The following is a 22,872-nucleotide window of genomic DNA, read 5'->3' as shown; positions in this document are numbered from 1 at the left end:
GGCGTCTTCACTTCTTTAGCTTGCGAACTTCACTCAGCGAGACCGGTCCGAAATTATTGCCCCATGAGTTGCGGACGTAGGTCAATACACTTGCTACCTGATCTTCATTGAACGACCAGATCGGCATGACTCCGTTGAATTGCATTCCGCGTACGGTGATCGGCTCCTGCAAGCCGTGCATAACGATGTTTACACCTTTATCCGGACGATTCTTGAGGAAGTCAGAGCCTGCCAACGGTGGGAATACACCAGGCAAACCCTGACCCGTGAGCTGATGACATGCGGCGCAGTTCGTGGTGAATATTTGCTCGCCGATCTGCATGCGCTCGGCCATTGGCCGTTCCTTCATTTCAACCGGTGGGGATGTTTCAAGACTCTGAATATTACCGCCCTCCAGCATGTATACCTCATCTCGCTGCTTGTGGGAATAGATGCTTGAGTCATCACGCCCGGTCACGTTGATATCCGCAAGTGCACCCTGATTGAAGGCACGGAAGATCGCATGATCGACCATGTGGTAGACCCCTGGAACATTGACTTTGAACTCGACAATGGCTGCGCCACCCGGAGGAATCACCGTCGTTTGCACGTTATGATTGATGATTTCGCTTCCACCCTCGGGGTAGACGTTGTCGAAAATTTCACCGATCACATGAAAAGACGACGATAGATTTGGACCGGCATTTCCGACGAACAGACGGACAGTCTCACCGACTTTCACATTGAGCGCTTTTGGACCCAATGTCGATCCGACCGAACCATTGAACACAACGTACGTCGGTTTTTCATCGATTGCATTTTGCATCGAGAACGCCTGCAGACCAGCATCGCCGAACTTCCCGGTCGTATAGATTTCGCCCTGCATCATGTAAAACTCATGATCGACCGGCGGGAGCGGATGTTCTCGGGACTCCACGAAAATCATCCCATACATTCCATTCGCGATATGCATCCCAACCGGAGCAGTCGCGCAATGGTAGACGTACAGTCCCGGATTCAGAGCACGAAATGAAAACACGGATGTATGTCCTGGCGCAGTGAGCGAAGCCTCCGCACCACCACCGGGACCATTGACTGCATGCAAATCAATATTGTGAGGAAGTTTATTACCGGGATGATTGCTCAAGTGGAATTCCACTAAGTCATCCTGCATTACGCGAATGAACTTTCCAGGCACGTTTCCACCGAATGTCCAAAAGGTATACGCAGTCCCGTCAGAGATTTGCTTAACAACTTCGCGAATTTCGAGATGTACGATAACCTTTTGCGGTCCCTTGGATTCGACCCGCTTTGGGACCAACGGCGCGTCGGTTAGCTGGGCTTCGCGCTGGCCTCCGGTCAACTCTGGAAGGCCCGATTTCTTGCCCGTGCAGGAGGCGAGCAGCAATACGATAATTGCGACGGTATAATATTGAATTCTTGTAAGCATGTTAGTTGAACCGCCACAGTCCCATCGGACCGTGGCGGAAGACAATGAAAAGGCGATTGCGACTGAATTTCCCTACGACGTCTTATCTCGGGCCGTGCAAGCCGGCGAGGCTATCGGCACCGACACCGTCAACATACTGATCGGTATTTTGGAGCGACCAAACGTAATTCGCGAGATGCCACCGGTCGGTATCGGAGAGTGTCTGCGCATAAGACGGCATTGGTGTTCCATTGAGCCCGGTCGAGAAGATTCGAAAGATATCGAGTACACTTCTTCCAAACTTGAACTCAGATGCGTTGGTCAGATCTGTCGGCCAGATTTGATTTCTGAAATCATCGGAAAGCGTAGATGACGCCGGGCCATCGCCCTGACCACGAATGCCATGACAGCTTGTGCACTGCATTTGGAGATAGAGTTCTCTACCACGTGCGAGACTTTGCGGACTTGGCAGAATCTCGCTCCCGACATTGATGACATCGAGCGGGTATTCGCTCGAATCATTGAATCGTGGCGAGAAGGTCTTGATGTATTGCACGATATCCCAACGATCGCCCGGTGCCATTTGCCGGAACGAGGGCATTGCTGTGTTATGGAGACCGGTCGTGATCGTGCGAAAGAGATCATAATCGGTCGGCAATTCGCCGCTTGCCGTCGAGCGGTTCAGATAGATACCGCGCGTAAAATCACGCGGCTTGTATCGAAGATTGGACGCGATCGGCCCATTGCCGGTCCCATCAGCACCGTGACACGGCGAGCAAGAAATGAGAAACATCTTCTTACCGCGCGCAAGAACTTCATGCGAAGCTGGTGGCTCGGGAGCCGAGACCCTCGAACCCGGCGCGGGCTCTGACGGCGTGACTGTGCGGACGGAGACTGCTAAACTCGACAGCCCTATCGCTGCGGCGACTGTTAGTGTTTGAATGTACATAGTGCTCTCCTATTCTTAGAATCCGAAGCGCACACCGGCGCCAAAAGTCGTTGTTTTCTGATCGGGTGATTGCGGGATCGTCTCGTTCTTAACGGAATAAACGCCGGTCAAGAAGACGTTTGGCAACAAGTGATACTGGATGCCGACGTCAATTTGATTGACGGCATCACTCGTTTCTTTGACGGTCCTGAAGTCATATCGGCCATAGACGTAGAGTTTCTCTGGCAGCACGATTACATTGACACCCGCAAACCCGCCGGACATATTCTGCACGACGCCGACGGTATCGACGTTGTCGTCTTTGCCGACCATGTACTCACCGAAAAAGTCGAGCCGCTTCACGAACGGGTCAAGGAAATCCACGCCTACACCCCCTCGTACCGTATGGTTAGTCCATCCGACACTGATGGTATTTGAAAGCGAATCGACACCCAGCGAGTCTGTAATTCCCTGGGATCCGGTATAATAGAATCCACTGATTCGGAGCGGCGCGTTGTCGACATAAAAGGTCTGATCGAGCGATGCGAAGTATGCCTTCGCGGTGGTCAGATCAATATCGCTGCTATTGCCGCCCGTCATCCCGACCTCCCAACGAAGCCCCTCGGCAATTCCCGGAATCATCCCGAAGGCTGATGCGCCAAAGGTCGGATCGGTCGCAACGAGATCGTTCGCTTTCACGAGATTGTCCTTCCCATCGAACGCATCGTATCCATTAACAAGAATGGGAGGATCGATGCCCGGATTGGTGAGCATCACGTTCTCCGGAAATGGAACGAAGAACCGGAATTTGCCAAGCCGAAGGTTCACGGAGCCGGTGCCATCGTTGAGCAAGTCGGAATACATCAGGTTTGCTGTTTCGATCTCGATTGATGTGTTGCCGTCCGCAATAGAGACAGGCACAGCCGCGAAATAGGATAGGTGTGCGCCAAGCGAAGCAGAACTGAACAGTGCGACCTCGATACCGCTGAACGTCGTGCTTTTGCCGGTAGAACTATCGCCGATCCATCCCTCTGACTGAATGACCATCGGTTGCGCCACCGCGCCGAAGGCGAATGTGGGCTGATCCCAGAGGGCGATCTTCTCGATCGTCCCTGGGAGTTGGTAGCCATTGGCCTGGAAGCGCCGTCCGAATTCGTTCAGAACGGGTGGTGTCGTATGGCATGTAAAACATGTCGTGTTGTATTTGTGCGCGAAGAGCGGAATCGCTTCTGCGCGCGGCGCAAAGGCCATCAGTGCGATGACCGTCAACGCGGCGAAATTTACTGCAACGGTTTTACTCGTCTTCATTTCAATTCAAAGTCTGCGTTAGCGGTACCAGCCGAAACCGTGATTTGGCGTTGTTCGACGACGTTGCCCGAGAAGACGGGGCGGCCGCCTTCTGGCGTGGACATTTTCCAGCCCTCATGCCACATGACGACCGTATAGGTCCCAGGCGGAAGTCCATCGATGGAATAGGATCCGTCTGCTTTTGTTACTGCGACGTAGGGATTATCGGTCACCCAGATCCACGAGGACATCCACGGGTGCACGTCGCACTCGACATTGACCATCCCGGCTTTCCGCAATTGCTGCGCGGACTTTTGACCTTGCGAAGGTTGGGCGAAGTTGAACAAAGTGGAGCGCTCGGAGCCACTGATATAGTATCCATGAACATTGTGAAGTCCCGGATCCTCGTTGACAAACGTAACTGATGACCCACGCGAAGCGACCGTTAAATGCGGCGTATAACCACAACCCTGTTGTGTTATTGTCGGTGCAGGGAAATTCGCCTTGCCAGCTGGGGGGTTGGCAATGTAGACCAGGGTATACTCAACTCCGTTGCCTTTGCCGACGATCAGGCGGTCGTAAGAGTGCGACTGACCGCAAATATCGAAACCTGTCGTCTTCGCATGCGCCAGCTTTGGAGCCGGGCCAGAGAATCGTACGGTACCTGAGATCGACCCGCTGGCCGTTGGCGTCTTCTGGTCCTTGGGCAATGCCAAGAAGCCAAAACTCGTGGCCAGACATACTATTAGCGCAAATGCAAGGTCGCCTCGCGAAAGGAGAGGTTCTTGCCGATTACTTAACACTTTCATTTCTTTATCCTCCATGGTCTTGTATGTTTATTATCGGTTTGCATGTTCCGACAACAACTAGACCACAGGACAATTATGCCAGCGTTAAAATTCTTGTCTAATTCGCGAAATTAGACCGAAATACTTACCATACCTCGACGCAAGGCCCAAAAAACCTTACACCCGTAAAGTATTTTAACTAACTAAGACAGGGACCGGCTCAAAATGGGCAGTGAAATGTCTTAAGATCGGTGCCTCGTATGTTATGTGGAGGGCGGGGAGGTTATCGCGCTCCTCAAACACTTCACAAACCGCCTCGGCAACATAGTCTATGTGGCTCTGAGTATATACGCGTCTTGGGATTGCCAGCCGAACAAGCTCCATAGGTGATGGTATCAGGCGGCCATCTTGGTCATATTTTCCGAACATAACACTGCCAACCTCCACGGACCGAATTCCAGCATGGGTATATAGCGCACAGACAATGGATTGGCCAGGGTAGTCCTCGGCGCGCAGGTGAGGAGCGAACCGTTTGGCGTCGATGTAAACCGCATGTCCACCGGTTGGACGAACAATCGGCACATTATTCAGCTCGAGTGCATCGCCAAGGTATTGGATGGATCGAAGTCGATAGGCAAGATATGATTCGTCCATGACTTCGACAAGTCCACGGGCGATTGCTTCCAAATCTCTTCGGGCAAGGCCGCCGTAAGTCGTAAAACCTTCCGTGACGATCAGGACGTTGCGCGCGCGCATGGCTAATTCGCCATCGTTCATTGCCAGAAAACCGCCGGTATTAACGAGGCCATCCTTTTTCGCGCTCATCGTACAGCCATCAGTGTACGAAAACATCTCTTGCGCAATAGCCTTCACCGGCACATTCGCATAGCCCTCTTCCCGCTGCTTGATGAACATTGCATTTTCCGCAAAGCGGCATGCGTCGAGAAAGAAGGGAATCCCATTTGCATGAGCGATCTTGCTGACTGCTTTAATATTTGCCATGGAGACGGGCTGTCCGCCGCCGGTATTGTTCGTGATTGTCAGCATCACCAGTGGAATATTCTCAGGTCCTTCCTGTCGGATCAAATCCTCCAGTGCATCCGTATTCATGTCGCCTTTGAAATCAGCGACAATTTCCGGAATCAGCCCAATCGGATTCGGCAAATCCACGGCACGCGCGCCTGACGATTCAATATTTGCGCGCGTAGTATCAAAATGCGTATTATTCGGAATGATCTTTCCGGGAGCTCCAATCAGGCTAAAAATGATCTTTTCTGCTGCCCGGCCCTGATGCGTTGGGATGATATGGGTAAACCCGGTGATGTCGCGGACAGCATCCTCGAACTTGTAGTAACTCCGAGAGCCGGCATAGGCTTCATCGCCATCCATAAGTGCGGACCACTGTTTTGCACTCATGGCGGTGGTGCCGCTATCGGTCAGTAGATCGATCAGCACATCGTCGGAGCGGAGTAGAAACGGATTGTAATGGGCCGCGACTAGCAATTCCTCGCGCTCTTCCTGTGTGGTAAAGCGCAACTGCTCGACCATCTTGATCTTGAATGGTTCGATGATGGTCTTCATAACGTTCGTTGTAATTCGTGATTCAAATAAACAGGCAGAGGTAGCAGCAATTAGCTGCTACCTCGTATCTAGAACATTCCGTTGCATCCGGATCGATTTACACTCCGCGTGGCTTTCCCCAGATTGTTCGTCCGAAGAGTGGTGCGAAAACGCAGAAGTTCATAAACCCGGCGGCAAGAGGCACGAAGCCGATGAAACCGACGATCACACCGGCATTGCCCCAGAAACCCCACCAAATCAGCAATAAGCCAAGAGCAATGCGGAGCACACGCCCCGCAATGCTTCTCATAAATCCTACGAAACCGTCCATAGTACCTGTGGTAAATGCTACTTGAGGCTATTCAAATAGGCCATTAGTAAGTTCATGTCATCATCGCCGAGTTCGACCGGATCCATATTCCCGTCTCGCATCTTCTTCGTTGGATTCCGGAGAACCTTGAGCATCTCATCATGATCGAATTTTAGGCTGACGCCAATGAGCTTCGGTCCATTTTCAGTTCCTTGTCCATTATCGCCATGACAGCCGTCGCATGAGTTGTCAGCAAAGAGTTTTTTGCCTTTGGCGGCATCGGGGCTGAGCGGCGCGGCAATGAGCAGCGGCGGTCCCATCGTCTCAGGCTCAAATGTTGCCTTCATAAATTTTTCAGTTTCCTGCTCTTGCTTCGCGAGTTGCTTTGCCACCGAAGGGTCGGTCGAATCCTCGTGACCACTCTGCCAGCCCAGGAAGATTAGCCCGCAAAGAATGATCGCAAACGAGAATGACGCGATCGGACGCTTCCATGGACGACGTTCCGGGCGCCGATCAATGAACGGCAAAGCGACCAGAAGTGCTGCGATAATACCGGGTATGATCACAATACCGATGACGGCAGACTGTCCACTCCAGTACTTCAACCATTGGAAGATCGGCAAGTAATACCACTCTGGCCTGGGCAAGAATTGAGTGTCTGCCGGACTCGCCTTTGGTCCAAGTTCGACCGGCGAAAAATAGGAAAGAAGTCCCAGCGTTCCGATCAGTATCGTCGCGAAGACGATATCCATAATCACCTGCTTCGGATAGAATTGCTCTGTCGGCTTCTTCGGGTCGATTGGATCTTCATCGATTGGCCCCGCGCTTCCGGCCTTGCGGAAAAGAAACACGTGTGCACCAACAAATCCAAAGATACAGGCCGGTATCAGAAATACATGTGCGACAAAGAATCGGGACAGTGTCAGTGTTCCCATCTCGGTGCCGCCACGCATAAGGCTCTTGAGCCAATCTCCAATCAGAGGGACTTCACCAGCGATATTCGTACCGACGGCTGTGGCAAAAAATGCTTTCTGATCCCATGGCAATAGGTAGCCGGTAAAGGCCATACCAATTATCATCGCAAACAGGATTAGTCCAGAGAGCCAGAGAATTTCCCTTCGACCTTTATAAGAACCGAAGAAATACGTCTGCGCCATGTGAAGGACAAGTGTTACCACCATTGCACTCGAACCGTAGGAATGGAGACTTCGAATGAAAGAGCCGGCGGTTACCTGTTTTGTGATGTACTCGATTGTTGTATGGGCATGATCTGCGCTCGCCACATAATACATGGCAAGGAAGACACCCGTCACAATTTGCGAGAACAGAATGTATAGAAGGCCCGAACCGAATATATATGCCCAGCGCGCTCCTCCCGGGATCGGCTCATAGAGCGCTTCCCGTTTCAAATGGATAAGGCCTGTGCGTTTGTCGAGCCACTGCATGATGCGACTCTGTTCCCACTCGGAAGTATGGATGATATGATGTTCGTGATGGCGTTTCATGGTCATTGCGTGTAATTAGTTTCGTGCGTTAGGCCAGTACTTCCTTCGTCTTCACGAGCTGACGGAATGACTGATAGCGAATTTGAAGATGTCCATCGACAAGGCGGGACTCAAGTGTATCCAGATCACGGGGCGGTGGCCCGGAAATCAGTTTGCCTTCCGGAGAGAATGCACCGTTATGGCAAGGGCACTTGAATTGATTGTTAGTATCTACCCACTTCACCGAGCAGCCTAAGTGGGGGCACGTGGCCGTAAATACACTTAGGACACCATCGTTGCCTTTGACGACATAGATGGATTTTTCCATCACCACTTTTCGCCAGCCATCCATTTGGGTAATGGAGATCGTCCGCTTCTGTGGAACGTTCACTTCCGCAAAGTCGGATGCCGGCCCCAAATCACTCCAGTCGGTTTGTGTCGTCGTCCGCATGAGCGGATCCAGTGCGAAGCGAATCAGAGGAACGGAGAGCACTCCGGCGACGGAGACCGATCCGATCCCAAGGAACCACCGCAAGAACGATCGACGACTGGGATCGCGATGTCCATCATGATCATCGGTGCGTATGGCGACAGTTTGTTCAGGTTTTGTCTCAAGCATTTCAATATCGGTTCGTTCTTCAATCATGCTAAAATCAGGCGAACGTCACTACGGCGCATGACCGCATTTGGTTCTGGGGCGTTTGCGGCACATTGTGCCGCATCACGCTCCGTAATGACGGGATAAAAATTATGCTAACTGCTGAATATGGCAGGCCCCACTCATTTCTTTTTGAGCCCAGCCAACCATCCAGCAAGCGTCTTTAACTCATCATCCGAGCCAGAGAACTTCTTGATGTGCTTCTTGCCATTGAGAGTCTCTTCTTTGACGAGCCACTTTTGGATCCAGGCTGCATCATGTTTGAGGCCGGCACCCGAAAGATCGGGTGATTGCTTACCCTCAGCCGCGGGGCCACTTCGTTCGATCCCCTGCGAGGTGACTGAATGGCACTTCGAGCACTTGTATTGTTCGAAGATTGCCTTGCCAGAGCTACCCAACGTGCTTGCACTACTCAAGGCAGCGACAACCAGGGTCATCAAGAGAGATACTGCGAGTTTCTTCATTGTCCAACGAATTAGATTTTGAAAGGCATTCGGCCACCTATAGGCCAGGCGGAGCGTCAAAAGACGCCTCACCCCCCTTCGTCGCATTTCTGCAACAGTTGGGTAATTCCCAAGTATCATTCCATCGGACCACAATCGAGCGATCTTCCGTTTTTTACTCAAAATAGCGTGCCGAACCATACCCCCCCCCCAAAGCAATCGTAATCTTTTTTAATCATTGTCAAAATTACTTAACTATCTGCTTCAGGCAAAACGGAAAGAATGAACGGAATTCGAGGGATTTTGCGAACGGCATTCGACTGGCAACGATCCAAAGCAAAACTCAATTAACCATGATGTCAAAACGATCTCTTACCACGTCTCTTGCTGTTCTTGGATTCCTTGCAATGGGCTTCACCCCAGGTCATCCAGCCGAAAAAGACGGCAAGGCGATTTTTCTCGATAGCAAATGTTCGAATTGTCATTCCATCTCTTCGGAAGGCATTAAGGGGCTCCGGCCGGAAGGCGGAGCGAAACCGAGCGATCTTTCGAATGTCGGCAGCAAATTCAAATCCGAGTGGTTCGAAAAATGGCTGATGAAAGAAGAGACGCTATACAATAAAAAGCACATGAAGAAGTTCAAAGGCTCTGCGGAAGAACTTCACACCCTTGCAAATTGGCTTGAGACCCTCAAGGGCGAGAAAAAATAGAGCCGTTCTCTCGCGGCCTGCGCTGGCCTCCCCAATCGATTTGACGCGCATCTCACATTTATTCTCGGCTTCCCGGCCTTCGGTGAGCCGAAGAATACTCGCGAACCAAAACTATGATCACACCACTCGAAGCACTCATCGGACTGATCGTTGTAACGGCGATCATCGATGTTTATCTCATATACCGGCCTGCCGTTTCAAAGAACGGTGGCGGCAAACTACTTGGATTCATCGGCATCTTCCTTCTTCCATTGCTGATCTGCACCATGTCGCTTGAAACCCACATGGAGCTCTCCAAGCGGACCGAATTCTGTCTCTCCTGCCATGTCATGAAGACTCATGGCATGAGTCTCTATGTCGATGACAAAGAGTATATTCCTGCCGTTCACTTTCAGAATCATCGCATTCCGAAAGATCAAGCCTGCTTCACATGCCACACAACTTACACGCTGTATGGCGATTATGCCGCAAAGATGCGTGGATTGCGACACATCTACTATCAGTATATCGGTACGATCCCCGATACAATCCATCTGTACGAACCATTCAGCAATCGCGAATGCCTGCATTGCCATGAAGGAGCGCGCTCCTTCGAGGAACAATCGATTCATCTGAGCACACCGGGACTCCTGGATTCGATCAAGCGCAATCAACTGTCATGCTTATCCAGTGGTTGTCATGACATTGCCCATGACATCAAGAGCCTGCCGACGGCAACATTCTGGAGACCGGAGGCAAAGTATCAACCAGATTGGATGCTTGATTCAACCAGGATGAAAGCAGAGCTCGCACTCATAAAGGCTGATCATCAATTTGGCCATAAGACAGTACCGGCAGTTCCAACCTCTTTAGCCAACTAACACCTATGAAACTGACAATTCCACTCACTCCGCTCGAACGTCGGATACGGCTTTCAGCTACTTTGGTCGTAATCGGGCTGGCGGGGACACTCGCATCGTTGCTCATCTTCCATCCTTTGGCATTTATTGGCTTCATTCTTACCGGCATCACGGTAATGCTCGTCGCCAACATCTATTTTCTAATCGCGATCCTCCGTGGGAGTGGTCGAACGACTGCTTCCTGAGTCGGGTCGTCCAAAGTCTATCAAAAAGCCCGCGCACATCCACGGATGTGCGCGGGCTTCTCGCTTAGTCCCTCAGATTGAGGAACGTGCTGAATTACTTCTTCTTTAACGTAGCGAGCCAGGTCGTGAGTGTCTTGAGCTCATCATCGGGGCCGGTAAACTTCTTCATGTGTTTCTTACCATTTTGCTCTTCTTCTTTGAGCAGCCACTTTGTCATCCAGGCCGCATCATGTCTCAGGCCGACTCCGGAAAGATCCGGAGGCAACTTACCACCTGCAGGAGGAGTACCTTCGCGTTCGATGCCCTGAGATGAGATCGTATGGCATTTCGAACATTTATACTGCTCAAAAATAGCCTTTCCCGAACTGGCCGAAGGGGTGAGCCGTCCAGCGCTCGTGAGAATGACAGTCGTAAGGCCTAGGACTACGGGGAGTGCGAGTTTCTTCATGTCTTCGTCAAATTAAATTTCACTTGCGCTGCTAAGTGCAGCCATACTCCTTCGCAAGCCAATTTCTATTCCAGCGTCCATGTTGCGATATCGATAAGGAATTTACGCATTCGAAAAAATTATCCGTAAGATTCCTTTACGCATCGTCATATTTTCTTTCGCAATTAACAATGCTTACGCAATTTCTTTAGCCCGGTGAAATTCCGCTGATGACATCTGTTGTTCCAGTTGTGTCTTCTCGTCCTTGAGCACCGCTACCCAGGAAATGACGCATCCACCACGGGCAATCATGGTGCTAACGCTGCAATAGGTCGTTTGCGAGAGCTCGATCGCACGAGCTAATTCACTCAGCGTCGCATCTGGGCTCGTAAGTCGAATGTTCATGTCGATTTTGGTAAAGACCTTCGGATCGGTAACCGCTCGTTCAGCAATCAGATCAACGGAAAACTCCGAGACGGTCTTCCGACGCTTGCGAATAATAGGCACCACATCCATTGCTGTGCATGCGGCCACCGCCTCGAGGACCACTTCCATTGGGCTGGCGGCGGAGTCCAAGCCACCGCCCTTTACACTAGTATCAAACGCTGTCTCGTGGCCTTTCGCATTCGTGCCAATGATTCGGAGTGTGGTATCTAAACGAACTGAAGCTTTCACCTTTGGTCCAACAGAGATTTTCGGCATATTGTCCGCAGTTCTTTCTCGCACAATCTCGCTTTCATAATGTTCCATAAAACGCTGACTGGCAATTGACATACCAACTACCGATCCGATTGGCACACTCACGAGGAGCGCTCGCCACATTCAGGCAATTGCTGTTCGGCCCCACTCTCTTCGGAGAAAGAAAGGGCGCCGTGCTTTCCACACGGCGCCCGCTTTACTACTGGCCTTATTGCGGCGCCAGGCAATGTCAAGGTGGATGGCGCTGCTCCTTAGGATGTCTTAGAATGCAAGTACCGCTTCAATCACGGCGCCATTGAACTTGCCACCGTTAAGGATACTCGTTCCTGCTATACCGGTCCCGCCGGGATAGTCGTTGTAGCTTTGTGAAACATACTCGGCCTTCATCATCACATTCGGAGTAATGAACCATCCAAGAGAACCGACGATCCGGTTGATCGTGACCGGTGTGTTCGTCGTCGGCGTTTGGTAGAGATCGGCCTTCACAGTATTGTAGCGCGCACCAATCCAGAAATTCTCCGACGCACCGAAGCGATAGAGAGCATCTGCGGCCATCTGCGTTGCACTACGTTGGCTCGTCTCATTAATCTTGCGGCCCTTTGCACTTTCATAGGTACCGAAGAATTCAAAGCCAGCATACTTGACAAAGGGGTTGATCATGAAGGTCGTTACTTGATCACTGAACCCAGGATTGAAGCGCCCAGAGAAGGCATTGCCTGTCGTGGTAGCAGTCGTCGGTTCCAGAACGAGGAAGTAGTGTGATCCTGTGCGATCACCACCGAACAGCGTGCTGCTGGATGTGCTGCTCTCCTGGTACATGGAGGCAGTAAGGCGAAGTCTCAGGTCGGAATTGATCTGATTATCGTAGCCAAGCTTGAAGTGGAACGCCGGCTGATATGAGTTCGGACTCTTGGTCACGCTGTCGATCGCGTTGGCGGCAACGACGGTCGGGTTTAACATGCCATCCGTTACGCCAACCATCGCAATGATGTGATTGCTCAGTGGATGGTAGTAGATTTCGCCGCCGATCTCGGTTGCGAACTCGTCCATGATGTAATTTTCGACGAATGGATTATACATCTCGTTTCCACCATCGACGCGGCGGAAATGCTGGTCGCCATAATCCACTTCGAGATCACCGACCTTGATCGTCAAGGCTTTCATAATATCATTGAGGGCATTGACGTGCAAGAAGTCCAACTTGTCAATCTGCAGGTAGCCATTTTTTACCCATGATTCGTTGTGATGTTTCGCGGAAAGATACACGGTTACATTCGCGCGAACACCGTCTTCTAATTGCGCATCAATATACATGTTAGCCATCGCAAGGTTGAAGCCGCTCGTCAATGGATCGAGAATGTTCGCAGAGTCTACTTTGGGCAATTTCCCAGAGAGTGCGACATAGTTTTCATCGCTGAGTGCCTGATAATCCTGGGCAAACGCTCCACCGATCCGGACGTGAAGTCCAGTGTAAGGAGTGGTGTCAGTCTTGTTACCTTCGAACGTGTTCAGTCCAGTCTTATCGTATGGCCGGAAGAACTGCATGGCCGGTTGTTGCGCCCATACGGTGCCGGACAAGAGACAGAGAAGCAAAAGAACTCTTACAATGTATTTCATAGTGGGTGTAGTGTTGGTTACGAAAAAAGGGATTACGATCTCTTTGCCTTACTTTACGAAGACCAGAGCATAATTCAGTGTCAGTGCATCGCCTACGCTCATTGTGCCGAGCATGAAGGTTGGACGTTGAATGTTATATTCTGAAAGCTTGAGTGGCACCGTCCCGCTGCAGCTCACAGAGCCATCTGCATTGACCAGCGCGGCTGCGGTGAGTGTTACCGGTCGAGTCGTTCCAGCAATAGAGAGATTACCAAGAGCCATGATTTGAAATTTGTTGGCTCCCGTGGATGTGACTTTCGCGGATGTGAGCTTGAAGACAATGTCCTTATACTTGTCAGCTTTGAGTGCATCATAGGCATTATCGTTCATGCCATCATGCTCGCTTTTGAGATTATGCACCGGTAAGCTGAACGAAAGCCCACTGATTGAAGTCAGTTGATTGTCCCCGGTAAGACCGAATTGGGCATTGCATGCGAATGCATGTGCCGTCATTGTCCAATTATGGAGTGTCGAAGTCCCGTATAAGGTCATAACCGGTTGCGCGCCGACCTTATAGGCTGTTTGGGCACTCGCTACTTGTGCTATTCCCAACAGCACAAAGAAGAGCGCTACAAAACGAATCATTTGGTGATGGATGGATTTGGTAAGCATGGGTTCTATTCCTTGATGTGATGTGTCGTTACTTGATGAATATCAGAGAGTAGGAAAGAGTCATAACGTCGCCGGCTTTGATCGCACCGAACAGGAGTGATGGCCGCTCGACGTTGTAATCTGACATTCTTAATTTCTCAGCACCTGTGAACGTGATCGTTCCATCCGCGTCCATATGCGAACGCATCCGAAGGGTCACGGTCCTTGTCACTCCTGCGACGGTCAGGTTGCCCATCGCGCTGACGGAATATGCGTTCTGCCCTTTCGGCTCAACGGTCGCCGAGATGAGTTTGAAGGTAATGTTTTTATAACGGTCACACTTCAGTGCCGTGTAAGCATCGTTATCCATCGCTTTTACTTCGCCCTTGAGATTGCACACCGGAAGGGTGAAGTCAAGCGCGCGCACTTCCGTGAGCCCTTCGTCATCGGTTACCAGCATTCTGGCCTCCCCTGAAAGTCCGATTGCGCACATCGTCCAATCGTGTATCGGAGTTGTCCCAGAGAGACGAATACAGACATTCTTGGAGCCACTCAGTCTATAGATCGCTTCCTTGATTCCCTTAGATGAGGCGTCCTGGTGAACAGTAATAGTTGTCTGGCTGATGCTGCGACGACCATCTGCAGACGATCCAGTTGCTAAAGATGTCAGTATGAATAGCAACCCGAATGTGACTTTGAGAAAAGCATTGTGAGTCATTGTTGTATCATTCAAACTTCGCTTCGGCTGTGTGGGCCTTGGCTTTCAATTTCGCTTGTTGCGAGTGCCAGTTCCATTCCATGATAGAAACTTGGCGATTTTGAGCCAATATCGCCGATGTTATAAACCGAAGAGTAAGAAATGTTGACGCCACTATATAGAAAAGATCCGCATTTTCGGGCGATATTCAAGGCATTTCGAGCCCGAAACCGCTTTGGAGGAGATAGTAAAGAATATTATCGTTTGCTTTATGCCACCATCAAGATTTCCTTCAACTACTCTTTTCACGTAAAGTTATTTAACGCTTGATGAACTTTGTCGCGACTCTCGATAATTCTTTGTTCACATAAAAACTAGTTGATGAAGAGCGTGTAAGCTTCTTACGCAATTCCGATTCAACATGAGATTCCGGTCATGGGAGGAAAATTATTTACCAATCGTAAGTTTTACTTCCGTAAAGAATTCGGCCTCCAATTAGCAAATTCCTTCCTATGGGCGAATTTAGTTAACTTCTCTTCACGGCATTCACCTTGAAGCCACGGCGGACATGCGTTGGATCATGCATGCCGAATGAGAAGTTGTCCCGGCCGAATCAGGAACGAGAGTTCTCTCTGCCGAGGCGATCATCCTCGATTGCGCGCAGCGTGGGTCCAATCTCTATTTACTAATTCCATCCGCAATCTAAATGAAGAAACTACTCTATTATCTCCTCACAGCGACGGGGGTGGTGCTTCTCTTCAGCGCGTTTGACAGCGCGCCGAATAGACCCACACCTACGCCGGTTGCCGGAGGTGCTGCGACCAGCGTGAACTCGGGAGCCTGCATGCGGGCCTCCGGTATTGCTACGACGAGCACAGCCAGTTCCACTCCGATTGTCGCAAAATCCACCTACGGGCCGGACGCTTGCGCTGATTGCCATGACGATGAAGTCGCGGCGTTCAATCGAACGACACACTCCAAATCGTGGCAGCACGGTATGGCGTGCGAGCAATGTCACGGTGACGTAACAAAGCACGTGGAGTCCAAAGGCGCGGAAGGGACGATTGTCAATCCCGCAAATCTGACGCCGCAGAAGCTCAGTGAGACCTGCTTAAAGTGTCATGAAAAGACGGGCGAGCAAAGCCATATCCGCATCAGCGAACATGCCAGAGCGGGCGTCGCTTGCGTTACATGCCACGACGTTCATCCTTCGAAAGAACAGAAGAGCACGATGAATACGGTTGGCAAGAGCGCGATGATTCGCGGAACGCAGGCGGAACTCTGCCTTTCCTGTCACCCCAGCGTTGAAGCAGATCTTTCGAAACCATCGCACCATAAGGTGATCGAAGGCGCCATGAACTGCACCAGCTGCCACAACCCACACGGAGCCGATAAGCCCCATCAGTTGCGGGCTGATACGAAGACGCTTTGCGTCAACTGCCATCAGGATAAGCGTGGGCCGTTCGTCTACGAACATAACGCCATGGGCAATGATGGTTGCATGGCCTGCCATGAAAACCACGGATCCGCGGCTCGCAATATGCTGAAGGTAAGAGATGTCCGCGCACTCTGCGAGAGCTGTCATAGTCAGGACGTTGGAATCTCGCCACCACACGGTCGTGCAAATCTCAGCCTTGCCACGGAAGGCGATTGCACCCGATGTCACATGGAGATCCATGGCTCGAATCGAAACAAGTACTTTATTAACTAGGAGAACACTCACTATGACACCATTTTTCAAGCAACACCCCCTTTGGAGGAGTGCATGCACACTGGTTGTTCTCTTATTAACAGCCAGTTCTGTCCGCGCACAAAAACCACCCGTAATCACACCGCCATCGGAAGGAATCGATGCGGGCAATTACGTCTTCAACTTCGGTCTGACAGCCGGCTATCGGAGTGCCACGCTGACCGATGCTGAGGGTAACGCGAACCCGTTTGCGGAGGCTCGGTATAATGAGTCGTACAATCTGCAGAAGGGCATCAACTTGAACTCGTTCAATCTTTATGGCGAACGCAAAGGCGCCGAAGGGTTCTTCGACGAACTATATGTGACCGCCAGTGGAATTAATGACCCATTCACCAAAGGGTCTCTCCGGATGCGAGCGTTCAATTCCTACGATCTAAAGGTTGATTATACGTCCGCGAAGTACTATCTAAATCGCAATGACTCGATCTTCTCGGGCTTGCATAAATTCGACTTCACGCGTAATTTCTTCAATGCCTCACTTGATGTGGATGCAGCGGAGAATGTCAAAGTCAATGTCCAGTACAACTCGACTGGTCGCGATGGCGATGCCACATTCACGCATAATCCATTCAACGATGGGTATAAGAACATCAATGAATCCAACCTTTATTGGGTAAGCGTTCCCCGGAATGATAAGACCAATGATTTCCTCGGATCGATTTCGTTGAAACTTCCTTCAATGACTTCGCTGGTGATCGGCGGCGGCATTCGGTCATTCACTCAGACGCTCGATGGCTCTCGGGTTAATGATACATCATTGACATTCTACCGGCCAGGTGGGCTTGTGAATGGCTTTTCCGGAATCCAGGGACAAACAACGCTTCTATCGCTGAACTCTTCGAACTTCCAGCCAATGACGGGATATTCGTACTCTGAGAACCGCGACAGTAAGACGCCCTATTTCTTCTTCGAAGGCGTCTCGCGGCCGATCGATGAGATCGATGTGACGGCGAATGTCCGCTACGAGAAGACGACGGAGAATCCATCGATCGTTGAAGCACAGACAGCCACCGCAGGAGCACTCGTCAAGGGACTTCCGGTTGACTCCTCGTACTTCTTCGGAATCAACACTCAGGGCATAGACTTGTCGCGCTCGACGCTGACTGGATCCTTGAATGTGACCGGCCACATCAATGATGACCTGTCCATTACAGGACGGTATCAGACGACACAGACAAAGGAAGATGGAACTGCGAACTACGGTTATTCCATGATTCTAAACACTACTGTGTTGCCGGATACTGCAGGGCGTGTCACGACGACCAGCTATTCTACCACACGGCAGGATTATGAAGGATTCGTCAACTATGCTCCCATTGAGATGCTCTCGATGAAAGCAGGCGTTCGCTTCAGCTCCATCACTCCTGATGTCACACTGAGCATGCAGCCCTTTACTGCAATTCCGGATGAGGAACTGAGTGCATTCCTGTCGGAGAAAACAACCTCGATGACGCCGTATTTCAATTTCAATTTGCGGCCGGTGAAAGAGGTTCGTATTGACGGGCGATATGGACACACAACAAACAAGGCTACCGACGCATCCGGAGCTGATGTCAATATGCCCATTCGAGTAGTCGCCAAGTCGATTGATGACTATTCGGTTGGTATCCAGGCGCAACCGATCACGCACATGAGCACAAGTCTCCGATACAGCGCAACCAACGGAAGCTCAACCTTCCCCGCCATGACCATTCCAATCGGCGGTGAAGTTCAGCGGTTGATTAATCTGACAGACCGTCCTTATACCAACGACCGAAAATCGATTTCGGGATCCGTTGGCTATTCCTTTGGCAAAACAGTCTCGCTATTCGTAAGTGGCGAATACCGCGACAATGTGTACGAAATTCCGATTACCTGGGGCCGTGGGAAGTCCGGGGCGACCACCCTTGCCGATCAGGCGTTTTACGGTGATTCGGGCACCACACCGATCTCCCAGAATACGATTGACCGGTATCTTGATTTAACGCTCCGAGCCAATCCGATCGAAGCGTTACATGTCGAGGCTGGCTATTCGTTGATGTCCTCGACTGGCGGAGTTCTTATGTATGCTGGTGTTGCGGTGCCATGGAATGGCCAGGCAACTCCGAACAATAAGGGCGCATATCCGGACCTGACGCGCTACGGGGGGCCGTATTCCTCTTATACGGCGCATGCGCAGGCCTCATATGATGTCACACCAAACGTCGGCATTATGGCCGATTACCAACTGGTCTATTATAAGGAAGATCAGGTCGGTGACTACTATGGCTTGAACAACTTCAAAGGCAGCCTCCTGCGAGGTGGGTTCTCTCTTAAGTTTTAACGACTCGTTGGCCTCGGACTAAGCTTCGATACCAATAATCCAATGAAGGGACGCCAGCAATGGCGTCCCTTCCTGTTTTTGAATGTCGCAATTGGATGCGCCAATCTACTGCGATCAATGTTCAGGAAATCATCAAGCCTGCATCTCTGCCGCTTCGATGGAGATCAACTCAGTAGAAGATTGGGAATACCCTCTCATTGGAACGCAGCCCAAGCTCGCCGTCATCGAATGGCTGACGTAATATTATTACGCTTCTTTGAGGCATCGTAAAGTTTGTCGTTGAACATTTTGATAACCTTACGGCAAAATAGCTTCCATAAAATCAAATAATTCGCGGCTCAGATCGAGCATTCTAATGATTCTTCCGAATCTACGTCCACAAGATAAGATAGATTAGCTAAGATTCTTTTACTGAACGAGAAGAATTTTACGCTAGTCGTCCCTGAATACTTCAGGCTGCCCACCAAAAGGCCCCAATTTTATGAAGCGATCTTCATGGCACAAGCTTGCCGTGTAAAAATTGGTGATGGCTCAGTTACTCAATGAACTCCAGCCCATGATTCGATGATACTTCGAGTTCTCCCGACAAGTTCTTTAACGATAGTTTGAAAAGTTTACGGTCCAAGTGTATTCACTTATTTCAGGCCTAACCTCATGAAGAAACTACTCTATTACCTCATAACAGCGACGGGGGTGGTGTTTCTCTTCGGTGCATTTGACAATGCTCCAAGACGACCCGCCCCAGCCGCAGCAATCACTGCGAGTGCACCGACGAGCGCCAGCTCGGGCGCGTGTAACCGCACCGCGACTGCGGCCGGACGGAGTAATTCCCGAACGACCCCGATCGTTGCGACCACCACGTACGGTCCGGATGCGTGTGCCGATTGTCATGATGATGAAGTTGCAGCGTTCAATCGAACGACGCACTCCAAGTCATGGCAGCACGGTATGGCATGCGAGCAGTGCCACGGCGATGTCACCAAGCATGTGGAGTCCAAGGGTGCAGAAGGGACGATCGTCAGCACCGCAAAGCTCACTCCGCAGAAGCTTTCGGAGACGTGCCTCAAGTGTCACGAGAAAACAGGCGAACAAGAACACGCTGGGCTTAGCGAACACGCTCGCGCCGGTGTCTCCTGCGTGACCTGCCACGATGTGCATCCGTCCAAAGAACAGAAGACGTTGATGAACAGCGAAGGCAAGAGCGCGATGATCCGCGGCACGCAAACAGAGCTTTGTTTCTCCTGTCATAAGGCGACCGAAGCCGACTTTGCGAAAGTCACACATCATCGTATGAAAGAGGGCGTGATGAACTGCACGAGTTGCCATAATCCGCATGGCTCGACCAATGAACATCAGCTTCGCGCGGAAGGCAAAGCACTGTGTGTTTCGTGCCATCAGGACAAAAAGGGCCCATTCATCTATGAGCATAATGCTTCTTCTGTCGATGGGTGCACCGCCTGCCACGAACAGCATGGCTCTGGCGCCCGCAACATGCTGAAGAACCGAGACCCACGGCAACTATGCATGAGCTGTCACACTCGCGAAATGAATGCGAACGGGGCCACCTTGGGGACCGGGACTCCGCATAGCCGCGCAGGACTCAGTTTGCAGACCACGGGTGACTGCACTCGATGCCACTCTGAGATTCACGGCTCGAACCGCAATCAGTACTTTATTCAATAGGAGGCGAGTATGAAATACATGACAAAACACAATTCCATGATCGCCACGCTCGCGCTCACCCTGCTCTTTGCACTGGCTGTCACCTTCCCGGTGAATGCCCAGGAAGGCCAGACCACACCGAGCTTCGAGTCCGGGCCATACGTATTCAACCTCGGATTGACTGCCGGTTATCGCAATACCGACGTCACCGACTTCGACGGCAACAAGAGCGATTGGGCCACCAACCGGTTCTACGAAATGTATAACCAGCGTTCGGGGATCAACCTCAATTCATTCGATCTCTATGGCGAACGCAAAGGCGCCGATGGATTCTTTGACGAAATGTTCGTCACCGCATCCGGCATCAACGATCCGTTCACGACGGGATCGCTCCGCATGCGGGCTTTCAACTCCTACGACTTGAAGGTTGACTTTCGACAAGCGAAGTACTTCCTGAATCGTGACGATTCCATTTTCACGGGTCTTCATAAGTATGATATGACGAGGGATCTTCTTGATGCCTCGCTCGATATCAATGCAACCGAAGACTTGAAAGTCAACCTGAAGCTCAACTCCATTTCCAGAAGTGGAGACATGACGACAACGATGTCACCCTTCATCGAAGACGGTGAGACATTGATCGGAAGTTATGTCGGCGGAATCTACCGCGGCGATTTCTACTGGATCAATGTGCCGAAGAACGACAAGACGACCGAGTTCTCCGCTGGCCTGACATACAAGCTACCAGCAGCGAGTTCGATTGCCCTTGGCGGCGGTCTCCGCTCCTTTACACAGGAATTCTCGCCGACGATCGTCAGCGACACGGCCCTGACCTATGGTGGGAATATCGCGAACGCATTTTCTGGCATTCGCGGCTACAGCTCGCCCGTCGTTGGTAAGAACTACGCTTATCGGCAGACTCCATTCGAGCCGCTGCTGGGCCTGAATTATACTGACCACCGCGAGTCCAGTGGACCGTTCGTATACTTTCAGGGTGTGACAAAGCCAGTTGACGAGATGACCGTCACTGCGGACCTCCGCTATGAAAGCTCGACCTCAAAGCCAACGGTGACTTACGATATGAATGGTATCGCCAGAACAGGCGCCACCATCACGTACGACACGCTAACCGGCGCGCCGACCAACTTCGACAAAGTGAAAGCGGCGTACAGCGCGACCTTCAGCGGGCTCGCAGATAAGATGGACTGGAATAGCCTGACCGCAAACGTGGCTTTATCTGGCAAACTCATGGAGGCGCTTTCAGCTACGGCGACCTTCAGCATGTCCAACATCAACGAGGATGTTCATGCCAGCCATGACGTGACGATCACAGCCGATACCGGGACCAAGGTACTCAAGCCAATCACGGCGACAGGTACTGGTGAGCTTTCGAATACCTATAAGATCCCACAGCAGACGATCGATGGGTTCCTAAGCTACACTCCCATGATCGAAGGCTTCGGATCGCTCGGAATTAAGGCCGGCGTTAAATACATGGACCGTAAACCGGATATTACGGTGGAGGACGCGCGTGACCAGGTCCTCTCTCGAGAGATCTCGGCGATCACTCCATACGTGGCCATCAATCTCCGCCCAATGAGCCAACTTCGGCTCGATGCACGGCTGAGCCAGACAACTCGGAGTATAAAGGATTCCGTCGGCAACTCGACTGACATGCCAATCCGCACCGCTCCGGAGAAGATTCTGAACATCAGCGGCGGTATTAGCTACCAGCCCATCGAAAGAATGAATCTCGCCGTGCGGTATGCGGGCGTCAATGGCACGTCTACATTCAATGCGGTTAGCATTCCATGGACATCCGCCGCGCACGCGGTGAATCTTCCCGAACTCGATTACACGAACGACAATTCGTCGATCACCGCATCGTTCGGATACTTCTTCAAGGAGATCAAGCTGGGCTTCCAGGTCAGCGGACAGTACAAGGAAAACAAGTACTCAATCCCAACAACCTGGACGCGTGGCAACATTGTGCCGACCAATTACCCCGGTTATATCGACTCGATGACGGTGCTCGTGTCACAGAACACCATTGACCGGTATCTTGATTGCTCGCTGACATGGGAGCCAGTCGCAGCCCTCCATCTTGAAGGTGGTCTTGCACTGACCCGATCGACCGGTGAGCCGTCAACCTTCGTCGCAGTGGCACCCGGCATTGTTGGTGATTCCACTCACTTCGGAGGTCCATACTCCATGCAGAATATCCATGTTGCGGCAGCCTACGATGTCACTCCCAATATCGGGGTGAACGTGGACTTCCAACATGTCGCATACAAGGAAGATCACGAAGCAAACTTCTGGGCGGTCAATAACTTCGCGGGCAACTTGATCCGGGGAGGTTTCGCACTTAAGTTCTAACGAACATGGAGGGATGACGAGCAATCGTCCCTCCTTCCAGTAGTCGAAGGGA

The 22,872-nt window shown here is 51.3% G+C and carries 21 protein-coding genes; 7 read left to right on the top strand and 14 right to left on the bottom strand.

The features are described from left to right. Window positions 1–7: 7 nt before the first annotated feature. From nirK to Q8902_03555, 9 genes are all read right to left on the bottom strand, one after another. A complete protein-coding gene (gene nirK / locus Q8902_03595; protein MDP4198637.1) occupies window positions 8–1,429 on the bottom strand; it encodes a copper-containing nitrite reductase in 1,422 nt (473 codons plus the stop codon). 82 nt (window positions 1,430–1,511) lie between these two features. Next, the gene (locus tag Q8902_03590; GenBank protein ID MDP4198636.1) at window positions 1,512–2,357 is read right to left on the bottom strand and encodes a c-type cytochrome; all 846 of its coding nucleotides are present in this window, start codon (window positions 2,355–2,357) and stop codon (window positions 1,512–1,514) included. A gap of 15 nt (window positions 2,358–2,372) precedes the next feature. Next, window positions 2,373–3,644 (bottom strand): hypothetical protein, encoded by a 1,272-nt coding sequence (locus tag Q8902_03585; GenBank protein MDP4198635.1) that lies wholly within the window; start codon window positions 3,642–3,644, stop codon window positions 2,373–2,375. Continuing rightward, the gene (locus Q8902_03580) at window positions 3,641–4,447 is read right to left on the bottom strand and encodes a carboxypeptidase regulatory-like domain-containing protein (GenBank protein MDP4198634.1); all 807 of its coding nucleotides are present in this window, start codon (window positions 4,445–4,447) and stop codon (window positions 3,641–3,643) included. The genes Q8902_03585 and Q8902_03580 overlap by 4 nt, the downstream gene beginning before the upstream one ends. 159 nt (window positions 4,448–4,606) lie before the next feature. Continuing rightward, window positions 4,607–5,992 carry a tryptophanase gene (locus Q8902_03575; protein MDP4198633.1) on the bottom strand — a complete coding sequence of 462 codons (1,386 nt, stop codon included), beginning with the start codon at window positions 5,990–5,992 and terminating at the stop codon, window positions 4,607–4,609. A gap of 97 nt (window positions 5,993–6,089) precedes the next feature. Next, window positions 6,090–6,281: a DUF2892 domain-containing protein gene (locus tag Q8902_03570; GenBank protein MDP4198632.1), complete on the bottom strand. Its 192-nt coding sequence runs from the start codon at window positions 6,279–6,281 to the stop codon at window positions 6,090–6,092. 38 nt (window positions 6,282–6,319) lie between these two features. Beyond that, window positions 6,320–7,786 carry a cytochrome b N-terminal domain-containing protein gene (locus Q8902_03565; protein ID MDP4198631.1) on the bottom strand — a complete coding sequence of 489 codons (1,467 nt, stop codon included), beginning with the start codon at window positions 7,784–7,786 and terminating at the stop codon, window positions 6,320–6,322. Window positions 7,787–7,814: 28 nt separating this feature from the next. After that, a complete protein-coding gene (locus Q8902_03560; protein MDP4198630.1) occupies window positions 7,815–8,411 on the bottom strand; it encodes a ubiquinol-cytochrome c reductase iron-sulfur subunit in 597 nt (198 codons plus the stop codon). Window positions 8,412–8,545: 134 nt separating this feature from the next. Next, window positions 8,546–8,887, bottom strand: a complete 342-nt coding sequence (locus Q8902_03555) for a cytochrome c (GenBank protein ID MDP4198629.1) — start codon at window positions 8,885–8,887, stop codon at window positions 8,546–8,548. A 332-nt stretch (window positions 8,888–9,219) separates the two neighbouring features. Between Q8902_03555 and Q8902_03550 the strand changes: the two genes are divergently transcribed. The 3 genes from Q8902_03550 to Q8902_03540 all read left to right on the top strand — a co-directional run bounded on the left by Q8902_03550 (window position 9,220) and on the right by Q8902_03540 (window position 10,660). Next, the gene (locus Q8902_03550) at window positions 9,220–9,576 is read left to right on the top strand and encodes a c-type cytochrome (protein ID MDP4198628.1); all 357 of its coding nucleotides are present in this window, start codon (window positions 9,220–9,222) and stop codon (window positions 9,574–9,576) included. 113 nt (window positions 9,577–9,689) lie between these two features. After that, window positions 9,690–10,436 carry a NapC/NirT family cytochrome c gene (locus Q8902_03545; GenBank protein ID MDP4198627.1) on the top strand — a complete coding sequence of 249 codons (747 nt, stop codon included), beginning with the start codon at window positions 9,690–9,692 and terminating at the stop codon, window positions 10,434–10,436. A 5-nt stretch (window positions 10,437–10,441) separates the two neighbouring features. Then, complete coding sequence (locus Q8902_03540; GenBank protein MDP4198626.1) at window positions 10,442–10,660, top strand: hypothetical protein; 219 nt, start codon at window positions 10,442–10,444, stop codon at window positions 10,658–10,660. 94 nt (window positions 10,661–10,754) lie between these two features. Here Q8902_03540 and Q8902_03535 read toward each other — a convergent pair whose 3' ends face one another. The 5 genes from Q8902_03535 to Q8902_03515 all read right to left on the bottom strand — a co-directional run bounded on the left by Q8902_03535 (window position 10,755) and on the right by Q8902_03515 (window position 14,751). After that, window positions 10,755–11,108: a cytochrome c gene (locus tag Q8902_03535; GenBank protein ID MDP4198625.1), complete on the bottom strand. Its 354-nt coding sequence runs from the start codon at window positions 11,106–11,108 to the stop codon at window positions 10,755–10,757. 174 nt (window positions 11,109–11,282) lie between these two features. Further along, entirely contained in the window at window positions 11,283–11,762 is a 480-nt protein-coding gene (locus Q8902_03530) for an OsmC family protein (protein MDP4198624.1), read from the bottom strand. A gap of 285 nt (window positions 11,763–12,047) precedes the next feature. Continuing rightward, window positions 12,048–13,403: a hypothetical protein gene (locus Q8902_03525; GenBank protein ID MDP4198623.1), complete on the bottom strand. Its 1,356-nt coding sequence runs from the start codon at window positions 13,401–13,403 to the stop codon at window positions 12,048–12,050. A 48-nt stretch (window positions 13,404–13,451) separates the two neighbouring features. Continuing rightward, window positions 13,452–14,054 (bottom strand): YceI family protein, encoded by a 603-nt coding sequence (locus tag Q8902_03520; protein ID MDP4198622.1) that lies wholly within the window; start codon window positions 14,052–14,054, stop codon window positions 13,452–13,454. 28 nt (window positions 14,055–14,082) lie between these two features. Beyond that, window positions 14,083–14,751, bottom strand: a complete 669-nt coding sequence (locus tag Q8902_03515; GenBank protein ID MDP4198621.1) for a YceI family protein — start codon at window positions 14,749–14,751, stop codon at window positions 14,083–14,085. Between the two features lie 685 nt (window positions 14,752–15,436). On the opposite strand from Q8902_03515, the gene Q8902_03510 reads away from it, so the two are divergent. The 4 genes from Q8902_03510 (at window position 15,437) to Q8902_03495 (ending at window position 22,820) form a co-directional block, all read left to right on the top strand. Beyond that, window positions 15,437–16,441, top strand: a complete 1,005-nt coding sequence (locus tag Q8902_03510; protein MDP4198620.1) for a DmsE family decaheme c-type cytochrome — start codon at window positions 15,437–15,439, stop codon at window positions 16,439–16,441. Window positions 16,442–16,454: 13 nt separating this feature from the next. Beyond that, complete coding sequence (locus tag Q8902_03505; protein ID MDP4198619.1) at window positions 16,455–18,782, top strand: hypothetical protein; 2,328 nt, start codon at window positions 16,455–16,457, stop codon at window positions 18,780–18,782. 654 nt (window positions 18,783–19,436) lie between these two features. Next, entirely contained in the window at window positions 19,437–20,465 is a 1,029-nt protein-coding gene (locus Q8902_03500) for a DmsE family decaheme c-type cytochrome (GenBank protein MDP4198618.1), read from the top strand. Between the two features lie 9 nt (window positions 20,466–20,474). Then, a complete protein-coding gene (locus Q8902_03495) occupies window positions 20,475–22,820 on the top strand; it encodes a hypothetical protein (GenBank protein MDP4198617.1) in 2,346 nt (781 codons plus the stop codon). The last annotated feature ends 52 nt before the right edge of the window (window positions 22,821–22,872 follow it).

The sequence above is a fragment of the Bacteroidota bacterium genome (genome assembly GCA_030706745.1).
GTDB lineage: Bacteria > Bacteroidota > Ignavibacteria > Palsa-1295 > Palsa-1295 > PALSA-1295.
This window is presented reverse-complemented; position numbering and strand designations above follow the sequence as displayed.

What these genes read in the sequence shown, in the direction of transcription:
- nirK (MDP4198637.1), bottom strand. Translation starts at nt 1,429, where the DNA reads ATGCTTACAAGAATTCAATATTATACCGTCGCAATTATCGTATTGCTG.
- Q8902_03590 (MDP4198636.1), bottom strand. Translation starts at nt 2,357, where the DNA reads ATGTACATTCAAACACTAACAGTCGCCGCAGCGATAGGGCTGTCGAGT.
- Q8902_03585 (MDP4198635.1), bottom strand. Translation starts at nt 3,644, where the DNA reads ATGAAGACGAGTAAAACCGTTGCAGTAAATTTCGCCGCGTTGACGGTC.
- Q8902_03580 (MDP4198634.1), bottom strand. Translation starts at nt 4,447, where the DNA reads ATGGAGGATAAAGAAATGAAAGTGTTAAGTAATCGGCAAGAACCTCTC.
- Q8902_03575 (MDP4198633.1), bottom strand. Translation starts at nt 5,992, where the DNA reads ATGAAGACCATCATCGAACCATTCAAGATCAAGATGGTCGAGCAGTTG.
- Q8902_03570 (MDP4198632.1), bottom strand. Translation starts at nt 6,281, where the DNA reads ATGAGAAGCATTGCGGGGCGTGTGCTCCGCATTGCTCTTGGCTTATTG.
- Q8902_03565 (MDP4198631.1), bottom strand. Translation starts at nt 7,786, where the DNA reads ATGAAACGCCATCACGAACATCATATCATCCATACTTCCGAGTGGGAA.
- Q8902_03560 (MDP4198630.1), bottom strand. Translation starts at nt 8,411, where the DNA reads ATGATTGAAGAACGAACCGATATTGAAATGCTTGAGACAAAACCTGAA.
- Q8902_03555 (MDP4198629.1), bottom strand. Translation starts at nt 8,887, where the DNA reads ATGAAGAAACTCGCAGTATCTCTCTTGATGACCCTGGTTGTCGCTGCC.
- Q8902_03550 (MDP4198628.1), top strand. Translation starts at nt 9,220, where the DNA reads ATGATGTCAAAACGATCTCTTACCACGTCTCTTGCTGTTCTTGGATTC.
- Q8902_03545 (MDP4198627.1), top strand. Translation starts at nt 9,690, where the DNA reads ATGATCACACCACTCGAAGCACTCATCGGACTGATCGTTGTAACGGCG.
- Q8902_03540 (MDP4198626.1), top strand. Translation starts at nt 10,442, where the DNA reads ATGAAACTGACAATTCCACTCACTCCGCTCGAACGTCGGATACGGCTT.
- Q8902_03535 (MDP4198625.1), bottom strand. Translation starts at nt 11,108, where the DNA reads ATGAAGAAACTCGCACTCCCCGTAGTCCTAGGCCTTACGACTGTCATT.
- Q8902_03525 (MDP4198623.1), bottom strand. Translation starts at nt 13,403, where the DNA reads ATGAAATACATTGTAAGAGTTCTTTTGCTTCTCTGTCTCTTGTCCGGC.
- Q8902_03520 (MDP4198622.1), bottom strand. Translation starts at nt 14,054, where the DNA reads ATGCTTACCAAATCCATCCATCACCAAATGATTCGTTTTGTAGCGCTC.
- Q8902_03515 (MDP4198621.1), bottom strand. Translation starts at nt 14,751, where the DNA reads ATGACTCACAATGCTTTTCTCAAAGTCACATTCGGGTTGCTATTCATA.
- Q8902_03510 (MDP4198620.1), top strand. Translation starts at nt 15,437, where the DNA reads ATGAAGAAACTACTCTATTATCTCCTCACAGCGACGGGGGTGGTGCTT.
- Q8902_03505 (MDP4198619.1), top strand. Translation starts at nt 16,455, where the DNA reads ATGACACCATTTTTCAAGCAACACCCCCTTTGGAGGAGTGCATGCACA.
- Q8902_03500 (MDP4198618.1), top strand. Translation starts at nt 19,437, where the DNA reads ATGAAGAAACTACTCTATTACCTCATAACAGCGACGGGGGTGGTGTTT.
- Q8902_03495 (MDP4198617.1), top strand. Translation starts at nt 20,475, where the DNA reads ATGAAATACATGACAAAACACAATTCCATGATCGCCACGCTCGCGCTC.